This window comes from Aquitalea sp. ASV15, from assembly GCF_016429115.1.
In the GTDB taxonomy this organism is placed as follows: domain Bacteria; phylum Pseudomonadota; class Gammaproteobacteria; order Burkholderiales; family Chromobacteriaceae; genus Aquitalea; species Aquitalea magnusonii.
In genome coordinates, this window is record NZ_JAELTZ010000004.1 from 76433 (window position 1) to 92639 (window position 16207).

Here is a 16207-nt window from a genome sequence, read left to right on the forward strand (position 1 = left end):
GCCAGCCCCCGGCGACTAATCGAAGCGCAGGGTGTAACGCGACTCGACCGAGGTATTGGTGCCGGCACGCAAGACCACGGACCAGCCCTTGCTCAGCTGGTAAGCCAGCTTGACCACCTGATCGGCGCTGGTCACGCCATATTCGTAGCCCAGGTAGAGTTCGCGGGTGAGTTGCCGCCCCACCGTCACCACCTGCTCGGCCGGGCTTACCGTACCATTGGCCAGGGTCCGCTCCTTGCGGCTGGCCATGCCCAGTTCATCGAACAGACCGACATGGTCGTTGATGGAGCCGGCCAGCATCATGCCGGCAGAAGCAGCCAGCGCGGCATCATCACGATCACCGCTGGCCGCATGGCCCAGCACCAGCCAGGACAGCTTGTCCTTTTCCGACATCGACTCATCCGCCACCAGCCGGATGCGTGGCGCGGAGACGCTGCCGGACACCTCCACCCCCGCTCCCACCGGGGACAAATGGCGCTTGGCCACGACATTGAGCACCGGATTGTCCAGCGGACCGACAAAACTGATGATGCCCTGCTCGATGTCCAGATCCTGGCCATACGCCTTGTAACGCCCTTTCACCACCCGGACCTGTCCGCGGGCCCCCGGCGGCATGCCGGGATTGGCGCTGACCTTGACCACGCCGGTCAGCTCCACGTCCAGGCCCTGGCCAACCAGGCGGAAACGCTCGCCCAGATCGAGATCCAGCGCCACCGTCAGCGGCAGGCTGGCAAAGGCAGACGGCTCGGCACTCTCGCGCCCCTTGACCACCACATCGTCGCTCAGGCTGGGCGCACCGGTCTTGGGCAGGTCGATCCGTCCCTGATCGGCACGAATGCGGCCGGTCAGCGAAATTTTCCGGTCCACCATGCTCAGCTCGGTACTGCCGGAGACCACCAGCTTGCGGCTGGGCTTATCGAATACGCTGAACTTGTTCAAGGTAACCCTGACCGTGGCATCCGGGCCGGTTTCCTTCAGATCCAGGCTGCCGCTGGCGCTGACCTCGCCCTGGCCACCGGCAAAGCGCAGCTTGTCGAGAATCAGGCTGCGACCGCTCATTCTGGCCTGCAGCACACCGTCGCCCAGCCGGATGCCGGTTCTGTGGTCGGCCAGCAGCAGTTTGCTGCCCTGGATGGTGCCCTGCGCCTGCAACTGCCCCAAGGGCCCGCTCAGGCTCAGATTGGCCGACAGCTGGCCGGCCAGCTCGAGTGCGGGCGACGACAGCTGCGCCAGGGCGGCCAAGGAGGGCAGCGACACCGTGGCGCTGGCTGCCAGCGGGGTGCGGCTGTCGATGGCGCCGCCATTCCACGGCAGGCTGCCCTTGCCGCTCAGCTGGGCATAGCGGCTGTCGATGTCGCTATCGAACAGCAGGCTGCCACCATCAAAGCGCAGCCTCAGTTGCGCGGCTTTCAGGCCGAGTGCGGCCGGACGGCCTGCCTCAGCCGGCAGGCTGATATCGCCAGCCGCCCGCTTCAGCCAGAGCTGACCTTGCGGTCGATTGCCGCTCAGCTTGAGGTCCCAGCCACTGTCCAGCAGCAAATTCTGCTCCACCGGCAGCGGCAGCAGCGGGGCCAGCTCGGCCAGCCGCAAGCCCTCGGCATGCCCGCGCGTGCTCAGGTCGCCGTTACTGCTACGGGTCAGCTCGCTCAGGCTCAGGCTGCCGCCCAACAGCGCCAGCCGGGCACTGCCCAGCTTGATGCGCGCCGCACCGGCTTCCACTGCCAGCGGGGTTTGCAGGCTCAGTGCGGGCTTGCCGGTGATTTCCAGCCGCTCCAGCACGCCTTGCCACTGGCCGCTATTGAGCGGCAGGCCACCACTGGCCGCCAGCTGCACGCCATAGGGCCGGCCATCCAGCCGCAGCCGGCCATCCAGCTGCAGGTGATGGCGGGTACGGGTGCCACTGCCCTGCGCCCGCAGTTGCTCGGCACTGAAATTGCCGGCCTGCAGCTTGTCCGCCGCCAGCTGCAAGCGGAAAGGACTGCTGGGGTCGGCCTTGATGTCGCCATCCAGGCTCAGGCTCTGTACTGCCAGATTGCCCGGCAGGCGCAGTCGCTCGGCGCGCAGGCTGGCGCTGAGCAGTGGCACCCTGGGGGTGCCGGCCAGTTCGGCCTGACCCTTGATCACCCCGGAGAAGTCCCGTCCCAGCAGCGCCAGATTGGGGGCGTCGATCAACAGCTTGAGTTTGTCACCAGGCGCACCATAGGCACCGCTGGCCTGCAGCCGGTTGCTGGCCAGCCTGAGGTCGGCCGCCAGCTGGCGCACGCGCTCGCCCTGCCAGTCGGCACTGAGTTGGCCGGACAGCGCGGCACCGGACAGCCGGCTGGGGGCGAACTGCAAGCCCAGCTTGCCGCTGAGGGGCGCTGCCAACTGGCCACTGGCCTTGATGGCCGCATTCAGTTCGCCTGCGGGCAAACCGGCTTGCAGGCGGGACGGATCGGCCTTGAGCAATTTGCCTTCCAGCTGGTATTCCTGCCGCCCTTCCAGCCCCAGCTTCCCGCTGAGCGCCACTTTGCCGGCACCGGCGGTCAGATCCAGCTGGCGCAGCAGCAGTACCTTGCCACCAGCCGCCTGCTGGAAGCCCAGCGCCGTCTGCAATTGCAGGGTCTTGCCATACAGATTGGCCTTGATGTCGGGTCCGCTGAGCGCGCCGACCACCCGCGTCGTGCCCTTGATCACCTCATCCGGCGCGGTCTCATACAGGGCGCGCAGGCCGATATTGTCCAGCAGTGCCACGATGTCCAGCGCATTGTGCTCGACCTTGCCGGTCAGATTGAGCTGACCACCGCCCAGCCGGGCCATCAGCTTGTCCAGATGCAGTGCCTTCTCGTCGGCGCGGAATTCGCCCACCAGCAGCGACAAGGGCAGCTGGCTGGCTGAGAGCGGGCCGGGCTGGCTGTTGAGCAGGGACAGCCCGCCCTTGATGCGCGCCCCGCCATCAGGTTCGGCATGGATGGCGAAACCCAGCCGGGCCTTGGGCCAGGTCGGCATGATGGCCTGGGGATTGATGCCACCCACCCGCACATCCAGCCGGCGGAAGCGGTTATAGGGATTAAAGGCGAAGGGATGCAGCTGGCCATGTGCCTCGGCCAGCATGCCCTTGCCGCTGGCAGTGCCATCCACTTGCAGCTGCAGCAGATTGCCGCCCAGCTTCAGTCCGGCCAGCAAGGGAATCTGTTCCAGCTCACCCTGCGCCTGCAGCTGGCCCTGGATGGCAAAGGGGCTGCTGTCGGCCAGTTGCAAGGTGGCACGGCTCCCGCCCCAGGGGGTTTGCAGGCTGTGCAGCTGCAAGCGGTGCTGCTGACGGTCGTAGCGATAGCTCGCCTGCAAACCGTATAAGCGTATATCGCCCGGCAACAGGGTCAGGCTGGCCAGGGCCAGCTCGTCCACTTGCACCGCCAGCGGCAGTGACAGCGAGGCTGGCGCACCGGCCGCCGGTGTGGGCGGGCTGGGCCGCGTGGTCAGCCGCACATGGCCAATGCGCAGCGCCTGCACCTGCAGCTGGCCCTGCCATAAGGCGGCCGGCTGCCATTGCAGTTGCAGGCGGTCGATGTCGGCATCCTCGTACTGTGCGCGCCAGCGGATGTCGTGCAGGGTAAAACCCGACCACAACGTGCCTTCGCTGCGCGCAATGCTCAGTTGCTGCCCGCTTAGCGCCGGCAGCTGCTGGCACAGCCAGGCAAAACCCTGCTCATTGCCGGTCAGCCAGCCCAGGGCCGTGAACAGGGCCAGCACCAGCAGCAGACAGACAGGGCGCCACCAGCGCCGACGTGGCCGGACTGGCGGTGTGGCCGGCGGGGGAGCATCCGGCATGGCCGGTGTGACGGGAGGCTGGTTCTCGCTCATCAGAATGCCAGCCCCAGGCTCATGTTCCAGCGCAACTTACCGTCCTTTTCTGCCTTGGCAATATCCAGCGCAAGCGGGGCCACCGGGCTGTACCAGCGCAAGCCGACACCGTTTGACTGCTCCAGCTTGAAGCTTTGCCAGCTTTGCGCGGCATTACCGGCATCGTGGAACAGGGCGATGGCCCAGTCCTTGACCACCGGAATCTGGTATTCCAGTGTGGCCGTTGCCACCACCCGCCCGCCCACCACCGCGCCATCCGGACCGGGCAGGCCCAGGCTCTGGTAGTCATAACCGCGCACGCTATTGGAGCCACCGGCACGGAACAGCTGGGAGGACGGCACTTCGTCAGTGTCCTTGGCCCACACCTGCCCCACTTCCAGCCGGGTCAGCAGGGTGCCGTACTTGGGCCAGGGACTCCAGTAGCTGACGCCGCGCGCATAGCCGCGGACAAAACTGGTAGTGGACAGCAAGCCGCCCAGCGTACTGGAGAGCGAGACGTCCAGCAGGGTGCCGGAACGCGGGCGCAGCGTGTCGTCCACATCGCGCCGGGTCCAGCCGAATGCACCGAGCAGCGCCCGGGTATTGTTGCTGGGCGTGTTGCCGATGGTTTCCTTTTCCTGCAGGAACTCCACCCCGAAGCGGGCATTGATCTTGTCATGCGAACGGATGCGCCAGGCACCGGCATCCACCGTGGTGGTTTTCACCCCCTGGATGTCGGTTTCCTTGTACGAGGAGGTAATGGAGTGCGAGTAGCCGTTGGCCTGGCGCGGGAAGCCCAGACCGAAGCTGAGATTGCGGTCGCTGTTTTTCCAGTCCAGCAGGACGGAACCGGTCCAGCCCTTGCCGAACAGATTGTAGTAGTCGTAGCCGATACGGGTACCCGGACCGTCTTCCGAGTCGTAAGTCAGGCCCAGCTCCAGCTTCTGCTTGGGGAATTCGGTGAGGCTGACGTCCACCGGCACCTGATCCTGCTCGATGCGCGCCATGTCGGCACTGACCACCACCCCGGAATATTGCGGTGCCTGCTCCAGTGCCGACTGGTAATCCAGCAATTTCTTTTGCTGATAGGGATCACCCTGGCGGAAATCGGCCAGACCGGTGGCCACGCTCAGCGGATAGCGCTGGTTGCCGCTGATATGGGTGGGGCCGAAACGGATCAGCGGCCCGCTGTCCACCTGCACCAGCAACTGGCCGCGATGGGTTTGCGGGTCGATGTCGGCCTGACTCTTGACGATTTTTGCCAAGGGAAAACGGTCGACGGTAAGCAGACGCAGGATGGCACGCTTGCTGCTGCTCCAGTCATCCTGGCGGTAGGGCGCACCCATCGGCAGGGCCCAGGCTTCCAGCACGGCGGCCAGCCGTTTCTGGTAATCCGCCTGCTGGCGAATCGGTCCGTTCAGCTGCAGGGTGACATCGTCGATGATGACCGGCTCGCCCGCTTCCACCTTGATGACATAGTGCTGCTCACCCTGCTCCTCCACCCGGATGACGGCACTGAAATAGCCTTCGGTCTCCAGCAGCGCCTGCGCGGCGGAAGGTGTTTCCTTGATGATGGCCTGCAGCTGGAAATCGTCCAGATCGGCATCGTTGCGGGCGGAAATCAGTTCCAGATGGTCATTGAGCAGGCTGGCAAGCGCCGCCGGTGCCTCCACACTGACGGTGTAATCGACTTTGGCCCAGGCCGGTGCGCTGCACAGTGCGAGGGCGAGAGCGGATGACAAGGCAAGGGGATGGGTGCGTGGCAGCATGTCGGCATTCATCAGGAGTCCGACTGATGGTAGCGAAACTGGTTCAGTCTGGCGAGGAATGTCGGTAGCAATGCCAGCGGCAGCAGCACATGCAGCCGGGCCAGGGACATAAAAAAAGGCGGAATGATCCGCCACAAGACTGAGAGAGAGATAAGACACGGCCCGCGTGACAGCGGGCCGGGACTGCAGGCAGCCTGCCCGGCCTTGCGGCCGGACTGGCAGCTTACTTCTTGCGCTGCGGCGGCAGGTCCGTGCAGCTACCCTCGAATACCTCGGCAGCCATGCCGATGGATTCGCCCATGGTGGGGTGCGGGTGAATGGTCTTGGCGATGTCTTCGGCATCGCAGCCCATTTCGATGGCCAGGCAGATTTCACCGATCATGTCGCCGGCGTGCGGGCCGACAATGCCGCCACCAATTACCTGATGGGTAGCCGGATCGAAAATCAGCTTGGTGAAGCCTTCATCACGACCATTGGCAATGGCGCGACCGGACGCAGCCCACGGGAAGACGGATTTCTCCACCTTGATGCCCTGCTTCTTGGCTTCGTCTTCGGTCATGCCCACCCAGGCCACTTCCGGATCGGTATAGGCCACACCCGGAATCACGCGGGCATCGAAGAAGGCCTTGTGGTCGGCGCAGTTTTCGGCGGCAACGTGGCCTTCATGCACGCCCTTGTGCGCCAGCATCGGCTGACCGACGATGTCGCCGATGGCGTAGATGTGCGGCACATTGGTGCGCTGTTGCTTGTCCACCGGAATGAAACCACGGTCGGTCACCGCCACACCGGCGTTTTCCGCACCCAGCAGCTTGCCGTTGGGCGCGCGGCCGGTGGCGTACAGCACCAGGTCGTAACGCTGCGGCTCTTTCGGAGCCTGCTCGCCCTCGAAGGTGACGTAGACGCCGTCTTCCTTCGGCTCGACAGCCACGGTCTTGGTGTTAAGCATGATGTTGTCGAAGCGGTGGGCATTCCACTTCTGCCATACCTTGACCAGGTCACGGTCGGCACCCTGCATCAGGCCGTCCAGCATTTCCACCACATCCAGGCGGGCGCCCAGCGTGGAGTAAACGGTACCCATTTCCAGACCGATGATGCCGCCACCGATGATCAGCATTTTTTCCGGCACGGCTTTCAGTTCCAGCGCGCCGGTGGAGTCCACCACACGCGGATCATCCGGAATGAACGGCAGTTTCACCACGCGCGAACCGGCGGCGATGATGGCGTTCCTGAACTTGACGATGGTCTTCTCGCCGCTCTCTTCACGACCGTTACCGGTGGTGACCGATACTTCGATATGATGCGGGTCGATGAAGCGGCCATTGCCACGGACGATCTGCACCTTGCGCGCCTTGGCCATGCCGGCCAGGCCACCGGTCAGCTTGCCGATGACCTTTTCCTTGTAGCCGCGCAACAGGTCGATATCCACTTCCGGCTTGCCGAACTTGATGCCGTTGGCAGCCAGATGGCTGACTTCGTCAATCACCGCGGCATTGTGCAGCAGGGCCTTGGACGGAATGCAGCCCACGTTCAGGCACACGCCGCCCAGGGTGGAGTAACGCTCGACGATGACCACTTTCTGGCCCAGGTCGGCCGCGCGGAAGGCGGCGGAATAACCGCCAGGGCCACCGCCCAGTACCATCACATCGCATTCGATATCGGCACCACCACTATGGCTGGCAGCCACCGGGGCAGCTTGCGGCGCGAAACCGGCATCGGTGTGCGCCGAGGCCACGCCGGTGGTTTCCAGCGGCTTGGCTTCTGCCGGAGTAGCGCTGGCGGCGGCAGCGGCTTCGACGATGACGATCACGTCACCTTCGCTGACCTTGCTGCCCACGGCGACTTTCACTTCCTTCACCACACCAGCGGTTTCCGCCGGTACTTCCATGGTGGCCTTGTCGGTTTCCAGGGTGATGAGGCTGTCGTCCTTGCTCACCACATCGCCCGGCTTCACAAAGACTTCGATCACGTCCACATTGCTGTGACCGCCGATATCCGGGACTTTCAGTTCAATCAGATTGCTCATGGCGTTTGGGAGTGGGGAATGGGGAGTAGAGAGTTACTCCGTCCGCCATCCACCACCCACTTCCTTTATCAGTTCGTTTTCCCGATGGGGAGGGCCTGCCTTGCAGCAGACACCATTCCCCACTCCCTACTCACGATTTCACAGGATCAGGCGACGCACGTCGGACAGCAGCTTGCCCAGATGCACGGTGAAGCGCGCGGCAGCAGCGCCGTCGATCACGCGGTGATCGAAGGACAGCGACAGCGGGCACATCAGGCGCGGTGCAAATTCCTTGCCGTTCCATACCGGCTTGATCTGGCTCTTGCACACACCCAGGATGGCCACTTCCGGCGCATTCACGATCGGGGTGAAGCTGCTGCCACCGATACCACCCAGGCTGGAGATGGTGAAGGTGGCGCCTTGCATGTCGGTCGGCTTGAGCTTGCCTTCGCGGGCTTGCAGCGACAGCTCGGTCAGTTCCTTGGCGATCTGCTTGATGCCCTTCTGGTCGACGTTCTTGATCACCGGTACCACCAGGCCATTCGGCGTGTCGGCTGCAAAGCCGATGTGGTAGTACTGCTTGAGCACCAGGTTGTCACCGTCCAGCGAGCTGTTGAAGGTGGGGAAGGCTTTCAGGGCTTCGGCAGCAGCCTTGATGATGAAGGCCAGCGGCGAAATCTTCAGGCCGGATTTTTCCCATTCCTTGCCGATGGTCTTGCGGAAGTCTTCCAGCTCGGTGATGTCGCACTCGTCGTTGAACGTTACGTGCGGGATCATCACCCAGTTGCGGCTGAGGTTGGCACCGGAAATCTTCTGGATGCGCGACAGCGGCTTGGTTTCGATCGGGCCGAACTTGGCGAAGTCCACCTTCGGCCACGGCAGCAGGTCCAGACCCACGCCGGAGCCACCAGCAGCGGCCGGAGCGGCAGCCACCGGGTTCTGCAGCACGCTCTTGACGAAGGCCTTCACGTCGGCGTCGATGATGCGGCCCTTGCGGCCCGTACCCTTGACGCGGCCCAGGTCCACGCCCAGTTCGCGGGCCAGACGGCGTACCGACGGACCGGCATGGGCCTTGGAGAAGCTGGCTTCGTTGATGGCAGGCAGGCTGGCGCTGGCGGCCACCGGGGCAACGGCGGCAGGCGCAGCGGCAACCGGTGCCGGAGCGGGCGCAGCAGCCGGGGCCGGTGCGGCAGCCGGAGTGGCTACCGGTGCAGCGGCGGCGGCAACAGCGCCTTCCACTACCACGATCAAATCACCCTGGCTGACCTTGCTGCCAACGGCAACCTTGACTTCAACTACCTTGCCAGCGGCAGTGGCCGGTACTTCCATGGTGGCCTTGTCGGTTTCCAGCGTGATCAGGGAATCGTCCACGCTGATCACATCGCCCACCTTGACCGACACTTCAATCACGTCCACACCGCTGTGGCCGCCGATATCCGGCACCACGATGTCGATGCGACCACTGGCAGCCGGGGCGGCAGGCACTGCAACGGCTGCAGCTGCCGGAGCAGCGGCAACCGGGGCCGGTGCCACAGCGGCAGGTGCGGCGGCGGCCGGAGCCGGCGCGGCTGCGCTGGCGCCGACTTCCAGAATGGCGATGACATCGCCTTCGGAAATCTTGCCGCCAACGGCGACTTTCACTTCCTTGATGACACCGGCAGCTTCAGCCGGCACTTCCATGGTGGCCTTGTCGGTTTCCAGGGTGATCAGCGAATCGTCCACGGCCACGGTCTGACCGGCGGTGATGAATACTTCGATGATGTCTACATTGCTGTGCCCACCGATGTCGGGCACTTTCAGTTCGATCAGATTGCTCATGAGCTTTCCATCCGTAGAGCGGCGGCACCTGTAGGGTACCGCCACCGATATTCGGCTACGTTGCAAGCCTGCCCGGGCAGGGCAGGCTCGCTACCTCAAGCTTGGCCGTATCCGGCCCGGCCTCATGCCTTCCAGGAAGGCAGCTTGTCAGCCTTGATGCCGTACTTGGCAATCGCTTCAGCCACCTTGGCCGCTTCGATCTTGCCTTCGCGGGCCAGGGCGGACAGGGCAGCCACGGCGACGTAGTGACGGTCCACTTCGAAGAACTCGCGCAGCTTGGCGCGGCTGTCGGAGCGGCCGAAACCGTCGGTGCCCAGTACCACGTAGCGACCCGGTACATATTCGCGAATCTGGTCGGCGTAGTTGCGGATGTAGTCGGTAGCGGCAATCACCGGACCGCTGCGGCCTTCCAGCTGCTGCTCGACAAAGGACTTGCGGGCCGCTTCGGTCGGGTGCAGCAGGTTGAAGCGGGAAGCTTCCATACCGTCACGACGCAGCTCGTTGAAGGAAGTCACGCTCCAGATGTCGGCAGCAATGCCGAAGTCGTTGCGCAGCAGGTCGGCTGCGGCAATCACTTCACGCAGGATGGTGCCGGAGCCCATCAGCTGTACCTTCACCTGAGCGTCGCCGCCGTCCTTCAGCAGGTACATGCCCTTGATGATGCCCTGCTCGGCGCCTTGCGGCATGGCCGGGTGGGTGTAGTTCTCGTTCATCAGGGTGATGTAATAGAACACGTCTTCCTGCTCGCCATACATGCGGCGCAGACCATCCTGCAGGATGACTGCCAGCTCGTAGGCGAAGGTCGGGTCGTAGGACACGCAGTTCGGAATCAGGCCAGCCTGGATGTGGCTGTGACCGTCTTCGTGCTGCAGGCCCTCACCGTTCAGGGTGGTACGACCGGCAGTGCCGCCCAGCATGAAGCCACGGGCGCGCATGTCGCCGGCAGCCCAGGCCAGGTCGCCGATACGCTGGAAACCGAACATCGAGTAGTAGATGTAGAACGGAATCATCGGGATGCCGTGGTTGGCGTAGCTGGTGGCTGCGGCAATCCACGAGGACATCGCGCCCGGCTCGTTGATGCCTTCCTGCAGCATCTGGCCGTCTTTGGATTCCTTGTAGAACATCAGCTGGTCGGCGTCCTGCGGTACGTAGTTCTGACCCTGGGTGGACCAGATGCCGTACTGGCGGAACATGCCTTCCATGCCGAAGGTACGGGATTCATCCGGTACGATCGGCACGATCTGCTTGCTGATGTTCTTGTCTTTCAGCAGGGTGCCCAGCATGCGCACGAAGGCCATGGTGGTGGAGAACTCGCGCTCGCCCGAATCGCCCAGCTGGCTGTCGAAAATGTGCAGACCCGGGATGGCCAGCGGGGCCTTCACCGGTTTGCGGGCCGGCAGATAACCACCCAGTGCGGCGCGGCGTTCGCGCATGTACTTCATTTCCGGGCTGTCTTCAGCCGGCTTGTAGTACGGCACCTTCGGCAGGTCTTCGTCGGATACCGGAATACCGAAGCGGTCGCGGAATTTGCGCAGGCTTTCGATATCCATCTTCTTGGCCTGGTGGGCAATGTTCTGCGCTTCGCCGGACGAACCCATGCCATAACCCTTGATGGTCTTGGCCAGGATCACGGTCGGACGGCCGTTGGCATTGTGGGTGGCTTCGTAGTAAGCAGCGTAGACCTTGTGCGGATCGTGGCCGCCACGGTTCAGGGCCCAGATCTCGTCGTCGGACATATTGGCCACCATTTCGCGCAGCTCCGGGTACTTGCCGAAGAAGTGTTCGCGAACGTAGGCACCGTTCTTGGACTTGAAGGTCTGGTAGTCGCCGTCCACGCACTCGTCCATGCGCTTTTTCAGCAGGCCCTTGGTGTCCATGGCCAGCAGCGGATCCCAGCGGCTGCCCCAGATCACTTTCAGCACATTCCAGCCGGAACCGCGGAAGTCGCCTTCCAGTTCCTGGATGATTTTGCCGTTGCCGCGCACCGGGCCGTCCAGACGCTGCAGGTTGCAGTTGATGACGAAGATCAGGTTGTCCAGGCCTTCACGGGCGGCCAGGGCGATGGCACCCAGGGATTCCGGTTCGTCCATCTCGCCGTCACCGCAGAAGCACCATACCTTGCGACCCGGCGTGCGGGCCAGGCCACGGCTTTCCAGGTACTTGAGGAAGCGGGCCTGATAGATGGCCATCAGCGGGCCAAGACCCATGGATACGGTGGGGAACTGCCAGAAGTCGTCCATCAGCCACGGGTGCGGATAGGAGGACAGGCCGTTGCCGTCCACTTCCTGACGGAAGCTGTCCAGCTGCTCTTCGGTCAGGCGGCCTTCCAGGTAAGCGCGGGAATACACGCCCGGCGCGATATGGCCCTGGAAGTAGATCAGATCGCCGTCCTGCTCGTCATTCGGCGCACGCCAGAAGTGGTTGAAACCGACGTCGTACAGGGTGGCGGAGGACTGGAAGGATGCGATATGGCCGCCCAGCTCCAGGTCTTTCTTGCCGGCGCGCAGCACCAGGGCCGCAGCGTTCCAGCGGTTGATGGAGCGGATGCGGTGCTCCATCTCGTGATTGCCGGGGGATTTGTGTTCTTTGCCCACCGGGATGGTGTTCTGGTACGCGGTGGTGGCGTCGAACGGCAGGTAGGCACCACGGCGGCGGGTACGCTCGACCATGGTTTCCAGCAGGAAGTGCGCGCGCTCGGAACCTTCGGTATCCAGAACCGACTCCAGCGCTTCAGTCCACTCCTGGGTTTCCAGGGGATCGATATCGTCAGGGAAGGTTGCAGCCATATCTCATCCTCACATCGGGGGTGACCGGGACAGGGATCAAGTCCATGCCCACTTTATTGTGTTACCGGATCGAAAACGAAAAAACGAACCGGACTCGTTGGAGACAGATTATAAACGATCACTTTCGCAATAAAAATGTTCATTTATGAAAAGCTCTTCTGGTGTTGCGGAGTGTATAGTTTCAGGAGGCGACAACGGAATAGGCAATTAGGGTTATCACTCAAAATTTGCTCCGTTTATCAGTATATTGCGCTGCATCATGTTGTTTTTTTGCGATACGGTGACATGCAGTCGCCACTCCCGCTTACTTCCCCGAGTCCTTCTTTTCTTCTTTCAGCATTTTTTCAACTTCGCGCATGCGCGCTTCGATGGAAGAACGCAGATAGAAGTCATCGCCCTTGGCTTGCGTGGCAAACTGGAACTGCTCCAGCGCGGCCTCGTAGCGCCGCTCGAAGTAGAAGGCATTGCCCAGGGCCGCGTGATAGCGCTGGGCATCCTTGTCTGCAAACAGCCTGGCCTCGCTGCGATACAGTGCGGCCTCGCGCGGATAACGACTTTGCAGCTGGCGCAGCAAAGCCTGTGCTGCCGTGCGGTTGCCACTATCTATAAGGACATCCAGCTCGGCCAATTGCAAGGGTTGGCTGTCTTTGAACTGCGCCTGTCCGCGCCGCAGGCTGGCCAGGGCAGCCGCCCAGTCGCCGCTCTCGCGGGCGATGGCCGCCTCCTGCCCGAATAGCATGGGGTCAGCCGGCAAGCGGCTTTCCGCCTTGGCCAGTGCGCTGCGTGCGGCCGGCAACTGGTGACTGGCCAGTTGCGCGCGCGACATCCCATACCACGCAGCCCCCTCATTGAGATACTGGCCTTTTTCCAGCATGGTCTGGTAGTAGCGCACGGCCTCGTCCGGCGACAGCGTCATGACACGCAGTTTTTCCCGCACCAGCAGGTAGGCGGTACTGTCCGCCTTCATTTTCACCGGGTATTCCAGTGCGCGATTCTGCGCCTCGCTGATGCGCTGCGAGGTCACCGGATGGGTGCGCAGGAAGGCATAGGCGTTGTTGTCGCTGTAGCGGTTGGCCGCCTCCAGCCGCTGGAAGAAGGCCGGCATGGCCCGCACGTCGAAACCGCCCTGGGCCAGGTACTGCATGCCCACCCGGTCGGCTTCGCGTTCGAAATCGCGCGAAAATGACAGCTGGTTGGATATCTGCAAGCCCAATCCCGCTGACAGGGTGCCGATGGAGGCCTGCCCGCCCCCGGCACGCGAGGCCAGTACGGCGGCCAGCACCGTCCCAAGCAATAGCAAGGGGCTGGTGGCATCGCTGACGGCCTTCATGCGCGCGATGTGGCGCTGGGTGATGTGGGCGGTTTCATGGCCGACCACCGAGGCCAGCTCGCCCTCGCTCTGGGTGCCGATCAACAGCCCGCTGTTGATGCCGACATAGCCGCCGGGCATGGCAAAGGCGTTGATCTGCTTGTCGTTGACGACGAAATAGCTGAGTTGCAGGCCGGGCATGCGCACCGCTGCCGACAGCCGGTGCCCCAGCACATTGATGTAGTCGTTGACCTCGGCATCTTCCACCACATCGCCGTCATCGCGCATGGCGCGCATGAAGTCGCGCCCGATGCGGGCTTCGTCGGCCATCGACAGGGAGGCATCGGATATCTCGCCCAGATCGGGCAGGGAAGGCAGATCGGCATAGACTGCCAGCGGTTGCAGCAGGGTCATGGCCAGCAGGCTGGCCAGCAAGGTCTTTTTCATCTTTGATGTGAGCAGGCAGCTTGGATTTGGTTGCATGCCGGCCGGCAGGCGGCCAGCACCGGAAACAGCCACAGCATAGCCGCCCCTCACCGTGCGGACCAGCACCATGGTGCCGCACCATGCCAGGAAAATTGTTCAGATATGATAATCCGGCAGGCCTGCCAGACTTTGCCAGGCAGCCTGGGTCGACAGATGGACCCGGCCGGCAAAGCGCCGCGCCAGTCCGCTGCGTTGCAGGATGTCGGCCACCGGCCCCTTGATTTCAGCCAGATGCAGCAGTACCCCGGCCTGCTGCAAGCGCTGGTCCAGATTCTCCAGCATTGACAGGGCGGTGGTATCCACCCGGTTGACCGCGCTCATCACCAGCACCAGCTGTCGCAGATGGGGGTTCTGCCCGGCCCGGTGCAGCAAGGCACTGCCCACCTGGCGGGCATTGCCGAAGTACAGGCTCTCATCTACCCGCAGCAGCAGCACACCCGGCAGGGTTTCCACCGCGTGACGCTGGCGGTTGCGAAAATGATGGGTGCCGGGCAGCCGCCCCAGTTCGGCGATATGCGGCCGGCTGCTGCGCCACAACAGCGTGGCCAGCGACACCAGCACGCCGGCCATGATGCCGCTGTCCACGCCCAGCAACAGCACCAGCGCAAAGGTCAGCAGCCAGGCCACCGCATCGGCACGCTCGGCCAGCCAGGCACGGCGCAGGCTGCCGACATCCAGCATGGCCAGCAGCGCCGCAATGATGGTGGCGGCCAGCACCGGCAGCGGCAGGTGTTCCAGCGCGGAAGTGGCCAGACACATGACCAGCAGCATGCCGGCGGCGGTCAGCAGCGAGGCCAGCTGGGAACGGGCACCGGCCTCGGCGTTGACCACCGAACGGCTCAGCCCGCCGGTCACCGGGAAGCCGCCCACCAGCCCGGACGCGATATTGCACAGGCCCAGCGCCACCAGCTCGCGGTCGGGGTCGACGCTGTCCTGAGTGCGCGCAGCCAGCAGTTGCGCCACCGACAGGCTCTGCAGATAGTTGATGAGGGCAATGAAGAAGGCCGGCAAGGCCAGATCGGCCAGCTGTTCCAGCCCGATGGCAGGCAGCACCAGCCGCGGCAGGCCGGCCGGCACCGGGCCGACCACCGGGACATGCAGCGATGCCGGCAGCAGCAGGATGCCCGCCAGCATGGCCAGTACCGGCGCGGTACGTACCAGTACGCCGGCAGCGGTGGCGGACAGACCCAGTCTTTGCAACAGACAGCCCCCCCAGCGCCGCGCCAGCAGCAACCAGCCCAGGGCAAGCAGGCCCACCAGCAAGGCTGGCGGCTGCACCCGGACGGGCTGATGCCACAGGCCGGCCAGCCATTGCGGCAGGGAGTTGCCCGGATTGTGCAGGCCGGACAAGGGAGCCAGCTGCGACAGGATGATCAACAGGGCCGAAGCGGTGGTGAAGGCCGACAGTACCGGCTCGGACAGCAGGTCGGCGATAAAGCCCAGGCGGGCCAGGCCCATGGCCAGCAGCATCAGGCCGGAGAGCAGGGCCAGCCAGACCGCCAGCAGCAGGTAGTCGGTGGCGCCGGCATCGGCAAAGCGCGACAAGGTGGCGGCGGTCAGCAGTGAGGTCAGCGCCATCGGCCCGACCGACTGTGCCGGGCTACGACCAATAAAGGCATATACCAGCAGCGGTGCCACGCTGGCATACAAGCCGGCCTCGACCGGCAGGCCGGCGAGCAGGGCATAGGCCAGGCTCTGCGGGATCAGCAGCAGGGTCACCACCACGCCGGCGGTGATATCCCCTGCCAGCCACACCCGGCGATAGCCGCGGAGCCAGTCCGGCAATAGCCGGCTCAGGGCAGGCATCGTGACAGCGGGCGAAACAGCAGCATGCCCAGCAGCATGGCCGCCACAAACCACCAGCCAGCGGGCAGAGCCATGCCGGCCAGTACCAGGCCGGGCCCCGGACAGATGCCGGCCAGTCCCCAGCCCAGACCGAACAGCAGGCTGCCCAGCACCAGCCGCAGGGTCAGCCGGTTTTTGTCGGGCAGCTGCAGCGGATCACCCAGCAAGGCGTGGGTTTGCCGCTCGGCCCGGCGAAAGGCAAAAAATGCGACGGCAATGGCGCCGGCCATCACCAGTGCCAGGCTGGGATCCCAGCGGCCGGCGACATCGAGAAAGCCCAGTACCTTGGCCGGATTGCTCATGCCGGACAGGAGCAGGCCGAAGCCGAACAACAGGCCGGCGAGCAGTGCAGACAGCAATTTGGCCATGA

8 protein-coding genes are annotated in these 16207 nt (G+C 64.0%); all 8 read right to left on the bottom strand.

Annotation, left to right across the window (positions count from 1 at the left end):
* Window positions 1–15: 15 nt before the first annotated feature.
* Window positions 16–3843: a translocation/assembly module TamB domain-containing protein gene (locus JHD64_RS02855; RefSeq protein ID WP_199052188.1), complete on the bottom strand. Its 3828-nt coding sequence runs from the start codon at window positions 3841–3843 to the stop codon at window positions 16–18.
* Complete coding sequence (locus JHD64_RS02860; protein ID WP_233170304.1) at window positions 3843–5603, bottom strand: autotransporter assembly complex family protein; 1761 nt, start codon at window positions 5601–5603, stop codon at window positions 3843–3845. Before JHD64_RS02860 ends, JHD64_RS02855 begins: the two co-directional genes overlap by 1 nt.
* 211 nt (window positions 5604–5814) lie before the next feature.
* Window positions 5815–7614 (bottom strand): dihydrolipoyl dehydrogenase, encoded by a 1800-nt coding sequence (gene lpdA / locus JHD64_RS02865; RefSeq protein ID WP_059287336.1) that lies wholly within the window; start codon window positions 7612–7614, stop codon window positions 5815–5817.
* 138 nt (window positions 7615–7752) lie between these two features.
* Complete coding sequence (gene aceF / locus JHD64_RS02870) at window positions 7753–9411, bottom strand: dihydrolipoyllysine-residue acetyltransferase (RefSeq protein ID WP_199052189.1); 1659 nt, start codon at window positions 9409–9411, stop codon at window positions 7753–7755.
* A gap of 122 nt (window positions 9412–9533) precedes the next feature.
* Window positions 9534–12197: a pyruvate dehydrogenase (acetyl-transferring), homodimeric type gene (gene aceE / locus JHD64_RS02875; RefSeq protein WP_059287366.1), complete on the bottom strand. Its 2664-nt coding sequence runs from the start codon at window positions 12195–12197 to the stop codon at window positions 9534–9536.
* A 304-nt stretch (window positions 12198–12501) separates the two neighbouring features.
* Window positions 12502–13953, bottom strand: coding sequence for a M48 family metalloprotease (locus JHD64_RS02880; protein WP_110313597.1), 1452 nt, complete (start codon window positions 13951–13953; stop codon window positions 12502–12504).
* Between the two features lie 135 nt (window positions 13954–14088).
* On the bottom strand, window positions 14089–15798 hold the full coding sequence (locus JHD64_RS02885) for a SulP family inorganic anion transporter (protein ID WP_233170305.1): 1710 nt from the start codon (window positions 15796–15798) through the stop codon (window positions 14089–14091).
* Window positions 15786–16205, bottom strand: a complete 420-nt coding sequence (locus JHD64_RS02890; RefSeq protein ID WP_199052190.1) for a DUF6691 family protein — start codon at window positions 16203–16205, stop codon at window positions 15786–15788. Before JHD64_RS02890 ends, JHD64_RS02885 begins: the two co-directional genes overlap by 13 nt.
* Window positions 16206–16207: the final 2 nt, after the last annotated feature.